Below are 18,371 nucleotides of genomic sequence, written 5' to 3'. Positions count from 1 at the left end.
ACTCCGTACCCGGCAACAGGTTGGGGCCGACATGACTGACACACGCTTCGACCCGCACCCCCTGCTCGAGCAGAGCAACCTCGGCGTGCTGGCGACGATCAAGGCCGACGGCCGCCCCCAGCTCTCGCCCGTGATGCCGTCGTACGACCGCTCCGCCGCTGTCATCCGCGTATCGACGACCGCGAAGACGGCGAAGATCGCGAACCTGCGCCGCGACCCCCGCGCCACCCTGGAGGTGACGAGCCCCGACGGTCGCGCCTGGGCCACCGTCGAGGGCACGGCCACGCTCATCGGCCCCGGCACGGACCCGCACGGGCCCGAGGTCCAGGCCCTGGTGGACTACTACCGCGCGGCCTCAGGCGGCGAGCACCCGGACTGGGACGAGTACCGCGAGGTCATGGTCTCCGACCGCCGGGTCCTGATCACCATGACGGTCGACAACGTGTACGGCACGCGGATCGGTTGACAAGGGGATTGCAGGAAAGTCCCGCGACACGCCCTGCGCAGGCCCGCCCAAGCGGGATTCTCCTGCAGTCGCCCGCTCCCAACCACCCGCGCCCCGACGCCCCGTCACCTACCCTCGGCATATGGTCGAAGCCACCGCGCTAGGTGCCCGTATCGCCTCCAGCGTCGTCGCGCCGCTCATCAAGAAGCTCTTCGTGGCGGACCAGCCCGGCGCGGCCCTGGTGGACAAGCCCGTACGCATAGCCTCACTTGTCTCGTTCAGCGGCGAGAAGCGCGACGTCACCCCGAAGGACGTCGAGAAGGTCGCCGACGAGCTCGTCAGGAGGGCCCTCAAAGCCGCCGGGCCGAGGGAACAGCCCATCGACCCGGCCGAAGCCCCCGCCGTCAGGAACGCCCTGGCCCGCACGCTCAGCGGCCTCGGCACCCTCACCATCAAGGACTACGAAGCCGTCGCCCTCGGCCCCGAGGCATTCGCCGGCAAGCTCCACGCCCAGGCGCCCGTGGACGAACTATTCGCCCTCGGCCGCGACGGCGAGTACTTCTACCAGCAGCTCCTCCTCACCGCCGCCCTCCACATCCTCAACTTCTTCTCCCAGCGCTCGACCTTCATCGCCCGCCAACAGATCGTCCACAGCCAGCAGTCGGCCCGGATCATCCAAGCCATCGACATCCTTCTCGAACGGCTTCCCTCCCAGTCCGCCGAAGACGCCGGGTTCGAAGCGCTCTACGCCGCCCATGTCGCGGAGCGCCACGGCACCCTCACCATCTACGGCCTCGACGCCGGTACCAGCGAGTGGCCCCTCGACACCGCCTACCTCAGCCTCGAAGCGACCCGCGAACGCACCGGCCACGGCTACGGCGGCAGCAGCGGTAGCGGCAGCGGCCTGCACGTTCCCGCCGAGCAAGTCCTCGCCCAGCACGACCAAGTGCTGCTGCGCGGCGTCGCCGGGTCCGGCAAGACCACCCTCGTCCAGTGGCTCGCCGTCACGGCGGCCAGTCGGACGTACGAGCATGGACTCACGCACCTCATCGGGCGCGTGCCCTTCGTGCTGCCGATGCGCCGGATCGTCCGCCCCGGAGCCGAACTCCCCATCCCCGGAGACTTCCTGAAGGCCGTCGCCTGCCCCGTCTCGGGCGAGCAGCCCACCGGCTGGGCCGAGCGCGTCCTGCGGGCGCGGCGTGCCGTGCTCCTCGTCGACGGCATAGACGAAATCGCCGCCGACCGGCGGGAAGCCGCCCGGCGCTGGCTGCGCGAGCTCGTCCGCGCCTTCCCCGGCAACCTGTGGCTCGTCACCTCGCGGCCCTCCGCCGTACCCGAGCGGTGGCTCAGCTCCCAGGGGTTCTCCGAGCTCACCCTCTCCCCCATGACCAGGGACGACGTCGCCACCTTCGTACGACGTTGGCATCGCGCCGCGAGCGACGACGACGAGACCGGTGCCTCGCTGCTCCAGGCCGTTCGCTCCACGTCCGAGCTCAATCGGCTCGCCACGAATCCGTTGATGTGCGGGATGCTCTGCGCGCTGCACCGCGACCGTCGCGGCTTCCTGCCTCAGGACCGGAAGTCCCTGTACGAGGCCGCGCTGACCATGCTTCTCGAACGGCGGGACCGGGAAAGGCAGTTGGACCATCCTGATGGGGTTCGCATTCCGTACGCCATCCAGATTCAGCTTCTTCAGAAGCTCGCGTGGTGGCTCATCCGCAACAGCCGGTCGGAGATGGGGCGTTCGGACGCGCTGCACATCATCGGGCAGGCCATTCCCGCCGTGGACCTGAAGGACCGCACCGCCGAGGAGGTGTACACATCTCTCCTTCTGCGATCCGGGCTGCTCCGCGAACCCGCCGACGACCGCGTGGACTTCCTGCACCGGACCTTCCAGGACTACCTCGGCTCCCGGCTCGCCGTTCAGGAGCTGGACTTCGATCTGCTTCTGAACCATGCGGAGCAGGACCAGTGGGAGGACGTCGTCCTCCTCGCCATCGCCCATGCGCGGCCCAAGGAGGCCGAGCAGATGCTGCGGCAGCTCGTCCAGCGGGACACTCCGCGCAGCAAGCTGCTCGCCGCCGCGGGGCTGCGGTACGCGGCCGAGGTAGAGCCCACCGTGCGTACGCTCGTGGAGGAGTGCGTGGGCTCGCTCATCCCGCCGCGTACGTTCGCGCGGGCCAGCGACCTCGCGCAGGCCGGCGGCGATCTGGTGGTGGCCCTGCTTCCGGGGCCCGACGAAGTCGACGAAGCGCCGGTGGAGATGGCGGTCTGGGCGGCGGCCCGCCTCGGCAGCGAGGCCGCGCTGCACTTTCTGACCGGCTTCCGTGACCACCCGAGCCAGTCCGTCCAGGAGATCCTGGCCATGTCCTGGTCCCGCTTCGACCGCGATCTCTACGCCCGCGACATCCTTGCCCACCTGCCCCGGCAGAGCACGGTCGACGTACGCGGCGCCGAGGACCTCCGCGCCCTGCGCGACATCGGCGGCTGGCAGGACATCAACGTCGTCGGGGCCTACCGCGTCGAGGATCTGACCGAACTCGTCGTGCGCGAACGCCTCACCCGCCTCGGCCTCGACGCCCCGCACCCGGTGGAGGGCCTGGCCTGGCTCTCGGCGTTCCCCCGCCTCGAAGAGGTCCGCGTCACGGCGACGCTCAGCGCGGCGGTGGAGCAGCAGGTGCCCGACCGGATCCGCGTCACCATCCCGCCGTCCAGGCCGAGTTGACCTACCCTTGACCCCCTACACCACGCCCCTCGACAACCCACCCACAGGGACCCCCATGCCCATGGAGCCCGTTGTCCGCATCCCGTCGACCCTCGCCACGCCCCTCGTGCAACGGCTCATCCACACGCATCCCGAACAGCCACCCACCGCGCCGGACCTGATCGCCGCCCTCGCCACCTGGCGCGGCCCCGACGCCCCGGCGACACCGGACGACGTCCACCGCACGGCCGCCGACCTCGTCCACCTCGCGGCCGAGTCGCACAGCACCCCGACGACCGAAATCGGCTCCGTGGTCGACGTGTTGACGCGGACGCTGCTCGCCATCGGTGAACTGGACCTCACGGACGCGGACGCCGTACGGCTCGGGCCGCAGGACTACGCCCGGCGCCTGCGGGGCGCCGTGCAGGGCGCGGACCGTTCGCTGTCCCCCGGCGCCGCGTGGTTCCACGACGAGCTGCTCGTGGCCGTGTGCCTGCACGTCCTCTATCACCTGATCCGGCGCTCCCCGCACCTCCAGCGTCACATGGCCGAGCGCGCGAGCCGTATCCGCCAGCTCATCGACCTCAACGACACCGAGTCCGCGGCCCGCCAGCCCGAACGGTCCCAGGAGGACCTGGACTTCGAGGCCGCCTACGCCGAAGAGGTCGTACGACAGCACGGCTGGCTCACCATCGTCGGCGTGGACCTCGCCAACGCGCCGGACCGCTGGCCCCTGGAGGACACCTACCTCAGCCTGGAGGCCGAGGAGAGCAGCGGCACCGGCGTACCGGGCGAGCTGCAGACCGTGCTGCTCGCCGACCGGGCCCTGGAGGGGCACGAGCGGGTGCTGCTCCGCGGTGTCGCGGGCTCAGGGAAGACGACCCTCGTCCAGTGGCTCGCCGTTGCCGCGGCCCGCGAGGGCTCCCGTGTCCCCTTCGTCCTGCCCGTACGCCGCTTCGCCCGCGAGGGCTTCCCCGCCCCGGACGACTTCCTGCACGCCATCCGCCACCCGCTGGCCGACCAGGCTCCCGAGGGCTGGGTCGTACGCACCCTCCTCGCGGGCCGCGCCATGCTCCTCGTCGACGGCATCGACGAGGCCCCGGAGGCCACCCGCGGCGAACTGCGCAAGCAACTCCGCAGCCTCCTTCGCATCTTCTCCGGCAACGGCTGCCTGGTGACGTCCCGCCCCTCCGCCGTCGAGGACGGCTGGCTCGCCCAGGAGCGGCTCGCCGAGGAGGGCTTCAAAGAGCTCTCGCTCGCGCCGATGTCACGCGACCAGGTCACCCGCTTCATCCACGACTGGCACGCGGCGGCGATGAGCGACGACCAGTGCAAGGAGCAGCGGGACCGCGACGAGCTGAGGGAGTACGAGCAGCGGCTTCTGCACTCCGTACGCATCTATCGCGAGCTGCGCCAGCTCGCCACCAACCCCCTGATGTGCGGCCTGATCTGCGCCCTCAACCGCGACCGCTCCGGCTCGCTCCCCAAGGGGCGCAAAGAGCTGTACGACGCCGCCCTGGAGATGCTTCTCCAGCGCCGCGATCCCGAGCGTGATGTGTTGTACGCCGATGATGTGCGGCTCCAGCAGGGTCCCCGGGAGCTGCTCCTGCGCAAGCTGGCCCACGCGATGGTGGAGGAGGGTGTGTCGGAGCTGCCGCGCGAGCGCGTGGTCGCCATCCTGGACGGCGCCCTGCCCGCCATTCCCTCGGCGCGCGCGGAGGGCGACGGCGAGAAGATCTTCCGTCATCTGCTGCACCGCACCGGGCTGCTCCGCGAACAGGCGGGTCTCTCCGTGGACTTCATCCACCGCACGTTCCAGGACTACCTGGCCGCCAAGGAAATAGTGGCCCGCGGCCAGTTCCGTACCCTCGTCGAGCACGCGCACCGCGCCGAGTGGGAGGAGGTCATCCGCATGGCCGCCGCCCACGCACGGCCCGAGGAGTGCGCCGACTTCCTGGAGCGCCTCCTGGCCGCCGCCCCCAACCTGCGCCGCCCCCACGTGAACCACCGGCGCCTGATGGCCGCGGCCTGCCTGGAGCATGTCACCGAGCTCGACCCCGCGGTGCAGCAGCTCGTCCATGAGCGCACCAAGAACCTCGTACGCCCGACGACCGAACTGGCTGCCCGCAGCCTCGGCTGGGTCGGCCCCATCGTCCTGGAGCAGCTGCCCGACCCCGAGCAGGTGCCCAGCGACCAGCAGGCACTCCTCCTGGCCATCACGGCGACCCGCGTCCAGGACGATGCCGCCATCGACTACCTCGTCCGCCTGCGCCACCGCTCGGCGCTCGCCATCCGGCTCGAGCTCGCGCGCCCCTGGCGGCACTTCGACACGGAGCGGTACGCCCGCGAGATCATCGCCCACCTCGATCCGGTCGGCCTGTACTTCCCCGTCTCCGACCCCGCGGAGCTGGCGGCACTGCGCAGCCTGGGCGGGCGGCCGTGGATCCAGGTGGTCGGCGTGATGCGCACCGAGGAGCTCCTCGACGGCCTGGAGCGCGAGCAGCTGACGCACCTGTGGGTCACCGCCGAGCTCGCCGACCCGGACATGTCCTGGCTCTCCGGCTTCCCGAACCTGAGCGTGCTGCGGGTCAATCCCCGTCTGCCGCGGGTGCGGAACGTGCCGGAGGGGGTCACGATCACGTCGTAGCGGCGGGGGACGCCCCTAAGGGGCTGCGCCCCTTAGGGGCGCGGGGAACTGCGCGACCAGCCACGAGGCACCCGCAGCCGAAAGTCACAGCGAAAAGGGGCTGCCCCGGACCGTACGAAACGGTCCGAGGCAGCCCCTGTGAGCTGTGCGAGCCCGGAGGCTACGCCTCCTTGCTCAGGTTAGGCCCAGCGCCACCAGCAGCCTGCTCGATCGGCGGGACATCCGGCAACGCCGCCTTCTCCTCGCCGCGGAAGGTGAACTTGGCGGTCTCGCCCTCACCCTCCGTGCCGACGACCACGATGTGGCCGGGGCGGAGCTCGCCGAAGAGGATCTTCTCCGACAGGATGTCCTCGACCTCGCGCTGGATCGTCCGGCGCAGCGGCCGGGCGCCCATCACCGGGTCGTAACCCTTCTTGGCGAGGAGCTTCTTCGCGTCACCGCTGAGCTCGATGCCCATGTCGCGGTCCTTGAGACGCTCGTCCACCTTGGCGATCATGAGGTCGACGATCTGGATGATGTCTTCCTCGGTGAGCTGGTGGAAGACCACCGTGTCGTCGACACGGTTCAGGAACTCCGGGCGGAAGTGCTGCTTCAGCTCGTCGTTGACCTTGGTCTTCATGCGCTCGTAGTTGGTCTTGACGTCACCCGCGGCGGCGAATCCGAGGTTGAAGCCCTTGGAGATGTCACGCGTGCCGAGGTTGGTCGTCATGATGATGACCGTGTTCTTGAAGTCCACGACCCGGCCCTGGGAGTCGGTCAGGCGACCGTCCTCCAGGATCTGCAGAAGCGAGTTGAAGATATCCGGGTGGGCCTTCTCGACCTCGTCGAAGAGGACGACCGAGAACGGCTTGCGGCGGACCTTCTCCGTCAGCTGCCCGCCCTCTTCGTAACCGACATATCCGGGCGGCGAACCGAAGAGACGCGAGACCGTGTGCTTCTCGCTGAACTCCGACATGTCGAGGGAGATCAGGGCGTCCTCGTCACCGAAGAGGAATTCGGCGAGCGTCTTGGAAAGCTCCGTCTTACCGACACCGGACGGACCGGCGAAGATGAACGAGCCACCGGGACGCTTCGGGTCCTTCAGACCCGCTCGCGTACGACGAATCGCCTGGGAAAGCGCCTTGATGGCGTCCTTCTGGCCGATGACTCGCTTGTGGAGCTCGTCCTCCATGCGCAGCAGACGCGAGGACTCCTCCTCGGTCAGCTTGAAGACCGGAATGCCCGTCGCCGTGGCGAGGACCTCGGCGATGAGCTCGCCGTCGACCTCGGCGACGACGTCCATGTCGCCGGCCTTCCATTCCTTCTCGCGCTTGGCCTTCGCCGCGAGCAGCTGCTTCTCCTTGTCGCGGAGAGAGGCCGCCTTCTCGAAGTCCTGGGAGTCGATGGCCGACTCCTTGTCGCGACGCACGCCCGCGATCTTCTCGTCGAACTCGCGGAGGTCCGGCGGCGCGGTCATCCGGCGGATGCGCATCCGGGAACCGGCCTCGTCGATCAGGTCGATCGCCTTGTCCGGCAGGAAGCGGTCCGAGATGTACCGGTCGGCCAGGGTGGCGGCCTGGACCAGCGCCTCGTCCGTGATGGAGACCCTGTGGTGGGCCTCGTAACGGTCGCGCAGACCCTTGAGGATCTCGATGGTGTGCGGCAGTGACGGCTCCGCGACCTGGATGGGCTGGAAGCGGCGCTCGAGGGCCGCGTCCTTCTCCAGGTGCTTGCGGTACTCGTCGAGCGTCGTGGCACCGATCGTCTGGAGCTCGCCTCGCGCCAGCATGGGCTTGAGGATGCTCGCGGCGTCGATCGCGCCCTCGGCGGCGCCCGCACCCACCAGGGTGTGGAGCTCGTCGATGAACAGGATGATGTCGCCGCGGGTGCGGATCTCCTTGAGAACCTTCTTCAGGCGCTCTTCGAAGTCACCGCGGTAGCGGGAGCCGGCGACCAGCGCGCCGAGGTCAAGCGTGTAGAGGTGCTTGTCCTTCAGCGTCTCGGGCACCTCGCCCTTGACGATGGCCTGCGCCAGGCCCTCGACGACGGCGGTCTTGCCGACGCCGGGCTCGCCGATGAGCACGGGGTTGTTCTTCGTACGGCGGGACAGCACCTGCATGACCCGCTCGATCTCCTTCTCGCGCCCGATGACCGGGTCGAGCTTGGACTCACGAGCGGCCTGGGTGAGATTCCGGCCGAACTGGTCGAGCACCAGGGACGTGGAAGGCGTGCCCTCCGCAGGACCGCCACTTGCGCCGGCGGTCTCCTTGCCCTGGTAGCCGGAGAGCAGCTGGATGACCTGCTGCCGCACCCGGTTGAGATCGGCGCCCAGCTTCACGAGGACCTGGGCTGCGACGCCCTCGCCCTCGCGGATCAGGCCGAGCAGGATGTGCTCCGTGCCGATGTAGTTGTGGCCCAGCTGAAGGGCCTCGCGGAGCGAAAGCTCCAGGACCTTCTTGGCACGGGGAGTGAAGGGGATGTGGCCGGACGGGGCCTGCTGGCCCTGACCGATGATCTCCTCCACCTGCTGGCGGACCGCCTCGAGCGAAATCCCGAGGCTCTCCAGGGCCTTAGCGGCGACACCCTCGCCCTCGTGGATCAAGCCCAGGAGGATGTGCTCGGTGCCGATGTAGTTGTGGTTGAGCATCCGGGCTTCTTCCTGAGCCAGGACGACAACCCGCCGCGCGCGGTCGGTGAACCTCTCGAACATCGTTAATCGCTCCTCAGAGCGGTCAGGCAGTAAGGGGGCTGTCCCCTCCCTGTCCTTCCGCAGCTTAGTCCCGCAAGCGGGGACCGCTCATTCCAACTGCCGACACCCGGCCGAGAACAAGAGGTGCCTCCTGACCCCGAACGCCGACAACTGCTCCAACCCGATGGTGCGAGACGATGTTCCCGCAGGCCAAGCACTTACCCTCACCTCAGCTACGCCGATGGCGAACGCGAGACGGCCTGGCGCGTATGTCGCCCCTCCCCACTAGGGATGTCTTACCCGCAACGACTGACACTCCATGCGGCGCGCGCCGGTTCCCTCAGCTACGGGCGAACAACCTTGCGCCGCCGAACACGCTTTTACGCCCCCTTTCCGGACACTCTGCGCATCCGCGAGGGCACACTGCGTAACTCGACGGGCCTCCGGCCGGTTTCTCCGGGCATGGCCTACACCGTTCCCCAGCCCCGCCTTCCGGTCGAGCAGAGCGATCCGGTGCGCCAGTGGTACGAGAACGAACTCGGCTGGGCGACCGCCGAGCGCAGGACCGGCCTTCCGGTGCAGCTCCTGACGGGGCTCCGCTTCGACGTACTGCGGCTGCCCGCGGAAGCCGGCTTCGCCGCGCTCCGGCATCTCGGGCCGAAGGCTCCGGTGGCTCTGCGCGGGGAGACGATGCGGCTCTTCGTGGCCGCGGGGAGCGCCGACGAACTGCCGGGGCTCCTTGACTGGCTCGAGTGGGGCGGCATCCCCCTGGACCTCACGGCCATCGGCTCGGGCGGCCGGATCGACGCGCCCACGCCTCCGGGGTGGTCCGGCTCGCAGGGGGCCGCCGTGTGGCTGCGGCCCCCAGAACCCGGGTGCGAGGTGGAGCCGACGCTGCCGGCACTGCCGTCCCTGTCCTGCGTGGGGGGTGGCACCGTGCCCCACAGCGACCCCGCCGTGGGCTCCGGTCTCGTACGACTGGTGGACACGGCGGCGACTCAGTGCCACCGGGTCCGGCTGCGACGAACCCGTCGTCAGCCGTTGGCCTTCTCGTAGGCCTCGCGAATGGAAGCGGGAACACGGCCGCGGTCATTGACCTCGAAGCCGTTGCTCTTCGCCCAGGCACGGATCGCAGCGGTGTCCTGACCGCCACCAGCGGCGGCGGCACGCGCTTTGCCACGCCCGCTCGAGCCACGGCCACCGGTACGACGACCGCCCTTGAGGTAGGGCTCAAGAAGACCACGGAGCTTGTCCGCGTTCGACGTGGTGAGGTCGATCTCGTACGACTTGCCGTCCAGCGCAAACGTCACGGTCTCGTCAGCCTCGCCACCGTCGAGGTCATCGACAAGAAGGACCTGAACCTTCTGTGCCACCGGATTTCCTTTCATCGATAACTTAGGGCCGGATCGCGCGGCGTGAGCCGCTGAATCGCCGCCCCCTGTTATATGCAGTACTGCAGTACATCGGAAAGCAAACCGCTTTTGCTGGGAAAACACAAACCCCCGGGAGAGACCGGGAGCCCGAGAACCCAGGAAACATGCGCGTTTCGGACATAGGGAACCTGGGCAGCGGGCGGTCCGAAATACCGCCGCGATCACAGATGCAGAAGCATCCGACTGTTGCCCAAGGTGTTCGGTTTCACTCGTTCGAGGCCGAGGAACTCCGCGACACCCTCATCTTTGGAACGCAGCAGCTCGCTGTAGACATCTCCGTCGACAGGTGTCTCACCGATCTCCACGAAGCCGTGCTTCGCGAAGAAGTCGACTTCGAAGGTGAGACAGAAAACCCGCCGGACTCCGAGCCAGCGCGCGGTCTGCAGCAACTTCCCCAGCAGTTGATGTCCCACTCCGGCGCCCTTGACATCGGGGTTCACCGCCAGTGTGCGCACTTCCGCGAGGTCTTCCCACATCACATGCAGGGCGCCGCAGCCGACGACCTCGGCGTTGTCGTCGCGTTCCGCCACCCAGAACTCCTGGATGGACTCGTAAAGCGCGACCGTCGCTTTGTCGAGCAGGATGCCCTGACGCGTGTAGGAGTCGAGGAGGTTGCGCACGACCGGCACATCGGCTGTGCGCGCCCGGCGTACGGAGACTGCTTTAGCGCTGAGTTCAGGGGGTTCTGCTGGCATGAACCGGACGCTATCGCTCTGCTTCGGGCTCCGCCTCGCCGGGGCTCTCGGGGGCTGCTTCTTGAACCGCCGGGGCCACGATGCGCATCGCATCGCTGAGTGCTTCGCGCTGTTCCTGCGACATCATCCCGAAGAAGGCGACGAGAGCGGCTGCGGGGTTGTCGCTCCGGGACCATGCTTCGTTCATCAGTGCGGCGGCGTAGGCGGCCCGAGTGGAGACCGCCTCATATCGATAGGCGCGGCCTTCCGCTTCACGGCGCACCCAGCCCTTCTGATGAAGATTGTCCAAAACGGTCATGACAGTGGTGTACGCGATGGACCGTTCCTGCTGAAGGTCTTCCAGGACTTCTCGAACGGTCACGGGGCGGTTCCACTTCCACACACGTGTCATCACTGAGTCTTCGAGTTCTCCCAAGGGGCGAGGCACACCAGCACAATAGTGGGAGAAGTCACTAATGACGTGACGGACGTGGCGGAGCGGTCATTTACCCAACAAAAAGGGCGTACGACTCGGAATGTGAGTGAGTCGTACGCCAAGAGTGTGCGGCGTTACGCCGAGGGCGTCCGGGCGTTACGCCGAGGGTGTGCGGGTGGTGACCTCGGGTCACCTTCGATCGCCTCAGGTCTTGGGGATCTGCCGCGCGCCTTCGGCACGGAGGATCGCGGCGTCAGCGGCCGCGTCCTCCTTGGCCTTGTTGGCGCCGCCCTGGGTCTTCACGATCGTCACGATGAGACCGGTGAAGAACACGGCCATCACTACGGGGGGCACGAGCGCGGAGACGTAGTCCATGCCCCCCAGAGTAGCTAGCCCGCGGCGAGCTGGTGCGGCGGGTCCGCCGGGGTCGCCGGACGGCGCTTGGGCGGGAAGACCTCGGCCGGGGTCGGCACGGGGCGTGGTGGCTCCGGAGCGGCCGGCTGCGAGGGCCGCTCGGGCGTCTTGGGCTTGGCCGGGCCGTCGGCCGATCCCCGGCCGCCCGGGAGGGCCAGCAGGCGCGTACGGGACGCGGGGACGAGGGCGCGGGGTGCGGGGGCCGCCGCGGTGACGCGGCCCGCGAGACGGTTGCGTACGGCCTGTTCGGCGACGGCCCGGCAACGGTCGAGGAGGGCTGCGGCGACCGGGTTGCCCCGGAGGGCGCGCAGGGCGGCGAGGTCGTCGGCGCCCGGCTGGTAGCCGGTGCCGAGCACCTCCTCCAGGAGCGCGAGGTAGCCGGCCGCGGTGCCGGGCAGGGCCGCTCGGTAGCGGGCGAGGTCGGCCAGCAGGAAGGCGCGGAGCCTGGCACCCTCGCTGACCGCGTCGTCGACCGATGCGGCTAGGCGGAGGCAGTCCTGGACGTCCGCGTCGGAGGCGGGGCTTGGATGCAGGGCGAGGGCCAGAGCGCGGCGGAGCACACGCAGCTCCTCCGCACCGAAGGCCATGCCGCCGCGGGATCCGTATGGCGTGGGCATGGACCGACAATACTGGCCAAACGGACAAAATCCGCTTAACGCCAATCTCTGGCGTGGCTTGTGCTTTCGGGGGCGACGGGCACTCACTCCGAGCGGCGGCGGATCATCGCGAAGACGACAGCCCCGACCCCGAGCGCACCGGCCGCGGCGGCCGCTATCCAGGAGAGAACTCCACCGCCGGTGTCGGCCATGGAGCCGCCCGGGGCGGGGTCCTCCGTGCCGGACGACGTGTTGGAGGTGCGGGAGGTGCTGGAGGTGCTGGAGGTGCTGGAGGTGCTTGACGGTGCGGTCGTCACGCCCGGGTCGCTGGCGGGGGCGCCGGGGGCATCGGCCGCATCGGCGGCGCTGCTTCCGCGCGGCTCATGGAGGGCGACGGCGTACGCCACCACGTCATGCACTGCGAGGCGGCCACCGGCCGACGGGCTGAAGGTGCTTGACGGTGCGGTCGTCACGCCCGGATCGCCGACGGGGGCGCCGGGGGCATCGGCCTCATCGGCGACGCTGCTTCCGCGCGGCTCATGGAGGGCGACGGCGTACGCCACCTCGTGCGCCCCGTGGCCGCCGTCTGCCCCCGTGGCCGCGCTCGCCGCCGTGGCCGCGCTCGCCGCCGTGGCCGGGCCTGCGAGGCCGGCCAGCACTCCGGCCGCCGCTATCGCGGTCAGTCTTCCCCTACGCCCCATTTTCTCCACGCCCGCTCGACTCTGCCCAAGTCCCGTCCCTGCGCAGACTCTTGTATGGGGCGCAGGGTTGTGCGCGCAAGCCCCGCTTATGAGCCGCCGGTTACGAGCCGTCGGCCGGGGGTCGGGGCGATCGGCCGGGGCGATCGGCCGGGGCGCTCAACTCCGGGACACGTTCCGCTCGTAGACCAGGCGGAGTCCGATCAGTGTCAGCCACGGCTCGTGCTCGTCGATGACCGAGGCCTCGCCGAGCACCATGGGGGCGAGGCCGCCGGTCGCGATGACCGTCACGTCGTCGGGATCGCCTCCCGGGCCCGCCAGTTCGCGCGCCATGCGCTGCACGACGCCGTCGACCTGGCCCGCGAAGCCGTACAGGATGCCCGACTGCATGGCCTCCACGGTGTTCTTGCCGATGACGCTGCGCGGCCGGGCCAGCTCGATCTTGCGGAGCTGGGCGCCGCGTACGCCGAGGGCCTCTACGGAGATCTCGATGCCGGGGGCGATGACGCCTCCGGTGTACTCCCCGCGCGCGGAGACCGCGTCGAACGTCGTCGCAGTCCCGAAGTCGACGACGATGGCGGGCCCTCCGTAGAGCTCGACCGCCGCGACCGCGTTGATGATGCGGTCGGCGCCGACCTCCTTGGGGTTGTCCATGAGGATCGGTACGCCGGTCTTGATGCCGGGCTCCACGAGGACGGCGGGCACGTCTCCGTAGTAGCGCCGTGTGACGTCGCGCAGTTCGTGCAGGACGGAAGGGACCGTCGAGCAGATGGCGATGCCGTCGATGCCGTCGCCGAGTTCATCGCCGAGGAGCGGATGCATACCCATCAACCCGTTGAGGAGCACGGCGAGTTCGTCGGCGGTGCGGCGGGCGTCGGTGGAGATGCGCCAGTGCTCGACGATCTCTTCGCCGTCGAAGAGGCCGAGGACGGTGTGGGTGTTTCCGACGTCGATGGTCAGCAGCATGTCGTCGTCACTCCGCCGCGCGCAGGTCGAGGCCGATGTCCAGGACCGGCGCGGAGTGGGTGAGGGAGCCCACCGCGAGGTAGTCGACGCCCGTTTCCGCGTACGTACGGGCGTTCTCCAGGGTCAGGCGGCCGGAGGACTCCAGCATCGCGCGGCCGTCCACGATGGCCACGGCCTCCTCGGTCTCGCCCGGCGTGAGGTTGTCCAGGAGGATCAGGTCGGCGCCCGCGTCCACGACCTCGCGCAGTTGGTGGAGGGTGTCGACCTCCACCTCGACGGCCAGGTCCGGGAATGCCTCGCGCACGGCCTTGAAGGCCTGCTGCACGCCTCCGGCGGCCACTACGTGGTTGTCCTTCACAAGGGCAGCGTCGGAGAGCGACATGCGGTGGTTCACGCCGCCGCCCATGCGCACCGCGTACTTCTCCAGGGCGCGCAGGCCCACGGTCGTCTTGCGGGTGTCGCGCACCTTGGCGCTCGTGCCCTCGAGCGCGTCGGCCCACGCGCGCGTGGCCGTCGCCACGCCGGAGAGGCGGCACAGGAGGTTGAGTGCGCTGCGCTCGGCGGTGAGCAGGTCGCGGGTGCGGGTGGTGACGCTGAGCAGCTTCTCGCCCGCCGACACGCGATCGCCGTCCTCGACGTGCCGCTCGACCTCGAAGGTGTCCGTGCAGACGACGGAGATGACGGCTTCGGCGATGCGGAGCCCGGCGACCGTGCCGGCCTCGCGCGCGGTGAAGTCGCCGGTGGCGACGGCCTCTTCGGGGATCGTGGCGACCGATGTGACGTCCACGCCACCGTCCAGATCCTCCTCGATGGCGAGGTGGGCGATGTCCTCGATCTGCACGGGGTCGAGCCCGGCCTCGGCCAGGAGCTGCGCGAGGGCGGGGTCGAGACCGCACTCCATGGGGTCGTGCGCGTCGTCTCCGCCACAGCCGCAGGCATCGCCGCAGCCGCCGGTGGGAGCGAGAGGGAGGTCGTCGGGGGTGCTCACGGTCACTTCTCCTGAAGGCTGGTCGTGGGAGGGAAGTCGGGGGTCGCTGTCGTGTGCGCCGCGAGGGTGCGGTCCGCGTTGAGGCGTACGACGATGTGGCGCCGCCAGGCCTCGTCGTCGCGGTCGGCGTGGTCCTCGCGCCAGTGGCAGCCGCGGGTCTCCTCGCGGCGCAGCGCGGCGGCCACCAGGACGCGGGCGACGCACAGGAGGTTGGTCGCCTCCCAGGTGTCGACGCCGGGCTCGGCGGTCTTGCCCTCCTCGGCGAGCGCGCCCGCGGCCTCCGCGTGGATGCGGGCGAGCCGGGCCGCGGCTTCGGAGAGGGAGTCCGCGGACCTGAGCACTCCGGCGCCCTCGGTCATCACGCGCTGGATGGCGAAGCGGGCCTCGGGGGGCAGCAGGGGGTGCGCGGGGACATCGGGGTGGGCCACCGGTGCGGGCACGCGCGCGTGCAGGGCGTTCTCCGCGTGCCGTGCCGCGATGTCGGCGGCGATGCGCTCGGCGTAGACCAGGCCTTCCAGAAGGGAGTTGGAGGCGAGGCGGTTGGCGCCGTGGACGCCGGTGCAGGCGACCTCGCCGCAGGCGTACAGGCCCGGGACCGTGGTGCGGCCGTGCGGGTCGGTGCGGACGCCGCCGGAGGCGTGGTGCGCGGCCGGGGCGATCGGGATGGGCTCGGTCACCGGGTCGATGCCGTGGGCGCGGCAGGCGGCGATGATCGTCGGGAAGCGCTTCTCCCACATCTCGGCGCCGAAGTGGCCGGCGTCCAAGTACATGTGGTCGGCGCCCGTTTCCTGCATACGGCGCATGATGCCCTTGGCGACGATGTCCCGGGGCGCGAGCTCCGCGAGCTCGTGCTGGCCGACCATGAAGCGCACGCCGTCCGCGTCCACGAGGTGCGCGCCCTCGCCCCGCACCGCCTCGGAGACCAGCGGCTGCTGGCCCTCCGCGTCGGCGCCCAGGAAGAGCACGGTGGGGTGGAACTGCACGAACTCCAGGTCGCTCACCTCGGCGCCCGCGCGCAGGGCGAGCGCGACGCCGTCGCCCGTCGACACGGACGGGTTCGTCGTCGCCGAGAAGACCTGGCCCATGCCGCCGGTGGCGAGGACCACCGAGGGGGCGTGGACCGCGCCCACGCCGTCGTGCTGGCCCTCTCCCATGACGTGCAGGGAGACACCGGCGGTGCGTCCTTCGGCATCGGTGAGGAGGTCGAGGACCAGGGCGTTCTCCACGGTCGGAATGCCCTGCGCGCGCACCGCCTCGACCAGGGCGCGGGAGATCTCCGCACCGGTCGCGTCGCCGCCCGCGTGCGCGATGCGGCGGCGGTGGTGGCCGCCCTCGCGGCCGAGCTCGATGACACCTTCGGGGCCCGTGTCGAACTGGGCGCCCGTCTCGATGAGGCGGCGCACGGCGTCGGGGCCCTCGGTCACGAGCAGGCGGACCGCTTCCTCGTCGCACAGGCCGGCGCCCGCCAGGAGGGTGTCGTCCAGGTGCTGCTCGGGGGTGTCGCCGTCGCCGAGCGCCGCGGCGACGCCGCCCTGCGCCCAGCGCGTGGAGCCGTCGTCCAGTCGGGCCTTGGTGACCACGACGGTCTTCAGTCCCGCGGCCGAGCAGCGCAGGGCCGTGGTCAGTCCGGCCACTCCGGAGCCGACGACGACGATGTCGGCCGCGAGGGCCCAGCCGGGGGCGGGGGCGTGCAGTCGTATTCCGGTGGCACTCATGTGGTGGCTCCGAACGTGAGCGGGATGTTGTCGATCAGCCGGGTCGCGCCGACCTTGGCCGCCACGGCGAGGACCGCGTCGCCGGTGTGGCCCGGCTGTACGTCCGTGAAGTCGGCCGGGTCGACGAGCGCCAAGTAGTCGAGCTTGAGCGGGGGCCGGCCGCGGGCCGCCTCGTCCAGGATCTGGCGGGCCGCGGCACGGACGGCGGCGGGGCCGCCGGGCACGGACGGCGTGACGGACCGGGCTACGGCGTGGGTGTCGGCTGCCGCGCGGGACTCGCCGATGGCGTTGAGGGCGTCGGCGCGCGCGTGCGTGACGGGGGCGAGTGCCGCGCGCGCGTTGAGGGCCTCTTGTGCCGCGTGCCGGTCGCGGCCCGCGAAGAGGGCCTGGGAGAGCGCGAGGGCGGTGCGCCGCTCGGCCGGGGAGAGATAGCGGTTGCGGCTGGAGAGGGCCAGGCCGTCGTCCTCGCGCACGGTGGGTACGCCGACGATCTCGACGCCGAAGTTCAGATCGCGCACCATGCGGCGGATGAGGGCCAGCTGCTGGGCGTCCTTCTGGCCGTACAGCGCCACGTCGGGCCGGGTGAGGTGCAGCAGCTTGGCGACGACCGTGAGCATTCCGTCGAAGTGCCCGGGGCGCGTGGCTCCTTCGAGGAGGTTGCCCATGGGGCCCGCACTGATCCGGACCTGCGGTTCGCCGCCGGGGTAGACCTCGTCGACGGACGGGGCGAACACGAAGTCCGCGCCTTCCTGTTCGGCGATCTTGACGTCGGCGTCCAGGGTGCGGGGGTAGCGGTCGAGGTCCTCGCCCGCGCCGAACTGGAGGGGGTTCACGAAGACGGTGACCACGACTTCGCCCTCGTCGCCGGCTATGCGGCGTGCGGTGCGGACCAGCGTGGCGTGGCCCTCGTGCAGGGCGCCCATGGTCATGACGACGACCCTGCGGCCCACGCGCGGGCGCGCGTGCAGCGGTTCGGCGGTGTGCAGGAGGCTGGTCATCGCGTCCCTCCCCCGGCGTCCGCGGCCCCGCTCCCGCCGTTGGCCAGGACTCCCAGGAGGTCCTCGGCGAGCTCGGGCTTGAGCAGTCCGTGGGCGAGCGCGCGGTCTGCGGTCGCGCGGGCCATCGCCAGATACCCGGCGACTGTCTGCGGGGCGTGCTTGCGCAGCTCGGCGACATGGGCGGCGACGGTGCCCGCGTCCCCGCGCGCGACAGGCCCGGTGAGAGCGGCGTCGCCGGACCGCAGGGCGTTGTCGAGGGCGGCGCCGAGCAGCGGGCCGAGCATCCGGTCGGGGGCGTCCACGCCCGCGTCCTTGAGCAGCTCCATGGACTCGGCGACCAGCGTGACCAGGTGGTTCGCGCCGAGCGCGAGGGCCGCGTGGTAGAGCGGCCGCTTCTCCTCGGCGATCCACTCGGGCTCGCCGCCCATCTCGATGACCAGGGCCTCGGCGGCGAGGCGCAGCTCCTCGGGGGCGGTCACGCCGAAGGAGCAGCCCGCGAGCCGCTGTACGTCGATGGGGGTGCCGGTGAACGTCATCGCGGGGTGCAGCGCGAGCGGCAGGGCGCCCGCACGCAGCGCGGGCTCGAGGATCTTGGTGCCGTACCGCCCGGACGTATGCACCAGGAGCTGTCCCGGACGGACGGCGCCGGTCTCGGCGAGGCCCTCGACCAGGCTCGGCAGGGCGTCGTCAGGCACGGTCAGGAGGACGAGGTCGGCGCGCTCCATGACCTGGGCGGGCGTGACGAGGGGGACATCGGGCAGCAGGACCGCCGCGCGTCGTACGGACGCGTCGGAGACCCCGGACGCGGCGACCGGACGGTGCCCGGCGAGCTGGAGTGCCGCGGCGAGCGCGGGGCCGACACGGCCCGCTCCCACGACGCCCACGGTGAGCCTCGCAGGGCGGTCACGCGGGTCTGGCATATGAGGTGCGTTCACGCGATGACGCCTTCCCGTTCCAGTCCGCTCGGGGTACCGGACGATTTCTCGTCA

At 70.5% G+C, this 18,371-nt stretch carries 16 protein-coding genes; 4 read left to right on the top strand and 12 right to left on the bottom strand.

What is annotated here, in order from left to right; all coding sequences use genetic code 11:
• The first annotated feature begins 31 nt into the window (after positions 1-31).
• The 3 genes from ACGFSB_RS10930 (at position 32) to ACGFSB_RS10920 (ending at position 5,796) form a co-directional block, all read left to right on the top strand.
• Entirely contained in the window at positions 32-466 is a 435-nt protein-coding gene (locus tag ACGFSB_RS10930; protein ID WP_393396937.1) for a PPOX class F420-dependent oxidoreductase, read from the top strand.
• Between the two features lie 121 nt (positions 467-587).
• The gene (locus tag ACGFSB_RS10925) at positions 588-3,170 is read left to right on the top strand and encodes an NACHT domain-containing protein (protein WP_393396935.1); all 2,583 of its coding nucleotides are present in this window, start codon (positions 588-590) and stop codon (positions 3,168-3,170) included.
• A 61-nt stretch (positions 3,171-3,231) separates the two neighbouring features.
• Positions 3,232-5,796 (top strand): NACHT domain-containing protein, encoded by a 2,565-nt coding sequence (locus tag ACGFSB_RS10920; RefSeq protein ID WP_393396933.1) that lies wholly within the window; start codon positions 3,232-3,234, stop codon positions 5,794-5,796.
• Positions 5,797-5,956: 160 nt separating this feature from the next.
• Here ACGFSB_RS10920 and ACGFSB_RS10915 read toward each other — a convergent pair whose 3' ends face one another.
• Positions 5,957-8,485 carry an ATP-dependent Clp protease ATP-binding subunit gene (locus ACGFSB_RS10915; protein ID WP_393396931.1) on the bottom strand — a complete coding sequence of 843 codons (2,529 nt, stop codon included), beginning with the start codon at positions 8,483-8,485 and terminating at the stop codon, positions 5,957-5,959.
• A 441-nt stretch (positions 8,486-8,926) separates the two neighbouring features.
• On the opposite strand from ACGFSB_RS10915, the gene ACGFSB_RS10910 reads away from it, so the two are divergent.
• Positions 8,927-9,520 (top strand): SCO3374 family protein, encoded by a 594-nt coding sequence (locus ACGFSB_RS10910; protein WP_393396929.1) that lies wholly within the window; start codon positions 8,927-8,929, stop codon positions 9,518-9,520.
• Here ACGFSB_RS10910 and ACGFSB_RS10905 read toward each other — a convergent pair.
• The 11 genes from ACGFSB_RS10905 to ACGFSB_RS10855 all read right to left on the bottom strand — a co-directional run bounded on the left by ACGFSB_RS10905 (position 9,499) and on the right by ACGFSB_RS10855 (position 18,302).
• A complete protein-coding gene (locus ACGFSB_RS10905) occupies positions 9,499-9,837 on the bottom strand; it encodes an Lsr2 family protein (protein ID WP_393396927.1) in 339 nt (112 codons plus the stop codon). The two genes, ACGFSB_RS10910 and ACGFSB_RS10905, sit on opposite strands and share 22 nt — an antisense overlap.
• A gap of 221 nt (positions 9,838-10,058) precedes the next feature.
• Positions 10,059-10,592 (bottom strand): amino-acid N-acetyltransferase, encoded by a 534-nt coding sequence (locus tag ACGFSB_RS10900; RefSeq protein ID WP_393396926.1) that lies wholly within the window; start codon positions 10,590-10,592, stop codon positions 10,059-10,061.
• 10 nt (positions 10,593-10,602) lie between these two features.
• Positions 10,603-11,019, bottom strand: coding sequence for a BlaI/MecI/CopY family transcriptional regulator (locus ACGFSB_RS10895; protein WP_393396924.1), 417 nt, complete (start codon positions 11,017-11,019; stop codon positions 10,603-10,605).
• Positions 11,020-11,211: 192 nt separating this feature from the next.
• Positions 11,212-11,382: a hypothetical protein gene (locus ACGFSB_RS10890; protein ID WP_393396922.1), complete on the bottom strand. Its 171-nt coding sequence runs from the start codon at positions 11,380-11,382 to the stop codon at positions 11,212-11,214.
• Positions 11,383-11,396: 14 nt separating this feature from the next.
• Positions 11,397-12,008, bottom strand: a complete 612-nt coding sequence (locus tag ACGFSB_RS10885; RefSeq protein WP_393397047.1) for a hypothetical protein — start codon at positions 12,006-12,008, stop codon at positions 11,397-11,399.
• 113 nt (positions 12,009-12,121) lie between these two features.
• On the bottom strand, positions 12,122-12,718 hold the full coding sequence (locus ACGFSB_RS10880) for a hypothetical protein (protein WP_393396920.1): 597 nt from the start codon (positions 12,716-12,718) through the stop codon (positions 12,122-12,124).
• A 156-nt stretch (positions 12,719-12,874) separates the two neighbouring features.
• Positions 12,875-13,681 (bottom strand): type III pantothenate kinase, encoded by an 807-nt coding sequence (locus tag ACGFSB_RS10875; RefSeq protein ID WP_393396918.1) that lies wholly within the window; start codon positions 13,679-13,681, stop codon positions 12,875-12,877.
• A gap of 7 nt (positions 13,682-13,688) precedes the next feature.
• Positions 13,689-14,669 carry a carboxylating nicotinate-nucleotide diphosphorylase gene (gene nadC, locus ACGFSB_RS10870; protein WP_393396916.1) on the bottom strand — a complete coding sequence of 327 codons (981 nt, stop codon included), beginning with the start codon at positions 14,667-14,669 and terminating at the stop codon, positions 13,689-13,691.
• A gap of 2 nt (positions 14,670-14,671) precedes the next feature.
• Complete coding sequence (locus tag ACGFSB_RS10865; RefSeq protein WP_393396914.1) at positions 14,672-16,384, bottom strand: L-aspartate oxidase; 1,713 nt, start codon at positions 16,382-16,384, stop codon at positions 14,672-14,674.
• Positions 16,381-17,382, bottom strand: a complete 1,002-nt coding sequence (gene panC / locus ACGFSB_RS10860; RefSeq protein WP_393396912.1) for a pantoate--beta-alanine ligase — start codon at positions 17,380-17,382, stop codon at positions 16,381-16,383. The genes ACGFSB_RS10865 and panC overlap by 4 nt, the downstream gene beginning before the upstream one ends.
• Positions 17,379-18,302 (bottom strand): Rossmann-like and DUF2520 domain-containing protein, encoded by a 924-nt coding sequence (locus ACGFSB_RS10855; protein WP_393396910.1) that lies wholly within the window; start codon positions 18,300-18,302, stop codon positions 17,379-17,381. The genes panC and ACGFSB_RS10855 overlap by 4 nt, the downstream gene beginning before the upstream one ends.
• Positions 18,303-18,371: the final 69 nt, after the last annotated feature.

Origin of the sequence: Streptomyces sp. NPDC048441, from assembly GCF_043200235.1 — a bacterium.
GTDB lineage: Bacteria > Actinomycetota > Actinomycetes > Streptomycetales > Streptomycetaceae > Streptomyces.
This window is presented reverse-complemented; position numbering and strand designations above follow the sequence as displayed.

Excerpts from the sequence above, each read along its gene's own strand:
- ACGFSB_RS10930 (WP_393396937.1), top strand. The coding sequence starts at position 32 with ATGACTGACACACGCTTCGACCCGCACCCCCTGCTCGAGCAGAGCAAC.
- ACGFSB_RS10925 (WP_393396935.1), top strand. The coding sequence starts at position 588 with ATGGTCGAAGCCACCGCGCTAGGTGCCCGTATCGCCTCCAGCGTCGTC.
- ACGFSB_RS10920 (WP_393396933.1), top strand. The coding sequence starts at position 3,232 with ATGGAGCCCGTTGTCCGCATCCCGTCGACCCTCGCCACGCCCCTCGTG.
- ACGFSB_RS10915 (WP_393396931.1), bottom strand. The coding sequence starts at position 8,485 with ATGTTCGAGAGGTTCACCGACCGCGCGCGGCGGGTTGTCGTCCTGGCT.
- ACGFSB_RS10910 (WP_393396929.1), top strand. The coding sequence starts at position 8,927 with ATGGCCTACACCGTTCCCCAGCCCCGCCTTCCGGTCGAGCAGAGCGAT.
- ACGFSB_RS10900 (WP_393396926.1), bottom strand. The coding sequence starts at position 10,592 with ATGCCAGCAGAACCCCCTGAACTCAGCGCTAAAGCAGTCTCCGTACGC.
- ACGFSB_RS10890 (WP_393396922.1), bottom strand. The coding sequence starts at position 11,382 with ATGGACTACGTCTCCGCGCTCGTGCCCCCCGTAGTGATGGCCGTGTTC.
- ACGFSB_RS10885 (WP_393397047.1), bottom strand. The coding sequence starts at position 12,008 with ATGGCCTTCGGTGCGGAGGAGCTGCGTGTGCTCCGCCGCGCTCTGGCC.
- ACGFSB_RS10880 (WP_393396920.1), bottom strand. The coding sequence starts at position 12,718 with ATGGGGCGTAGGGGAAGACTGACCGCGATAGCGGCGGCCGGAGTGCTG.
- ACGFSB_RS10875 (WP_393396918.1), bottom strand. The coding sequence starts at position 13,681 with ATGCTGCTGACCATCGACGTCGGAAACACCCACACCGTCCTCGGCCTC.
- ACGFSB_RS10865 (WP_393396914.1), bottom strand. The coding sequence starts at position 16,384 with ATGAGTGCCACCGGAATACGACTGCACGCCCCCGCCCCCGGCTGGGCC.
- panC (WP_393396912.1), bottom strand. The coding sequence starts at position 17,382 with ATGACCAGCCTCCTGCACACCGCCGAACCGCTGCACGCGCGCCCGCGC.
- ACGFSB_RS10855 (WP_393396910.1), bottom strand. The coding sequence starts at position 18,302 with ATGCCAGACCCGCGTGACCGCCCTGCGAGGCTCACCGTGGGCGTCGTG.